Below are 564 nucleotides of genomic sequence, written 5' to 3'. Positions count from 1 at the left end.
GCAGTGTCAGAAAAAGGAAACCAGACGGCGCAGGCGGATATTGAGTATCTGACCCAACGCGCCAGGTTAACCGCCGGGGCCAATAGCCAGTCAGACCTTTATCTGGGGGGCAGCGGCTCCGTAGTGCTGATGAAGGGGCACAGTTTTATGGCAAAACAGCTGAATGATGCCTTTGCCGTCGTGTCGACTGCCGGGGTACCGGACGTGCCCGTGCTGCTGGAAAACCGCCTGGTGGGGAAAACGGATGAGGCGGGTTTTCTGCTGGTATCGCCTCTGTACTCCTATCAGAAGAATCAGCTCAGTATTGATAGCCTGGAGCTTCCCCCCGGTTATGACATCGCCTATACCAACACCGTGGCGGTTCCCAAAGACCGAACTGGAAGCTATGTCGAGTTTCCCATCAAGCCAGCATATGCTGCCACGGTGGTGCTGGTTAATCAACGTGGTGAGTATTTACCCGTGGGGACTGAGGTGTTTATCAAAGGGCAGAAACAGTCTTACATTGTGGGGTTCGATGGTGCGGTCTATCTTGAGGGGCTCACCGATAATCCTGACCTTGAGGCG

General features: G+C 54.8%; 1 protein-coding gene. It reads left to right on the top strand.

Annotated elements, in window-relative coordinates; genetic code table 11:
- Window positions 1-564 (top strand): fimbria/pilus outer membrane usher protein (locus AC2A1E_RS24295; protein WP_484385892.1); only part of this gene is annotated, 564 nt, incomplete at both ends.

It is taken from the genome of Serratia sp. HNCC26DJ206 (assembly GCF_057180605.1).
This window is presented reverse-complemented; position numbering and strand designations above follow the sequence as displayed.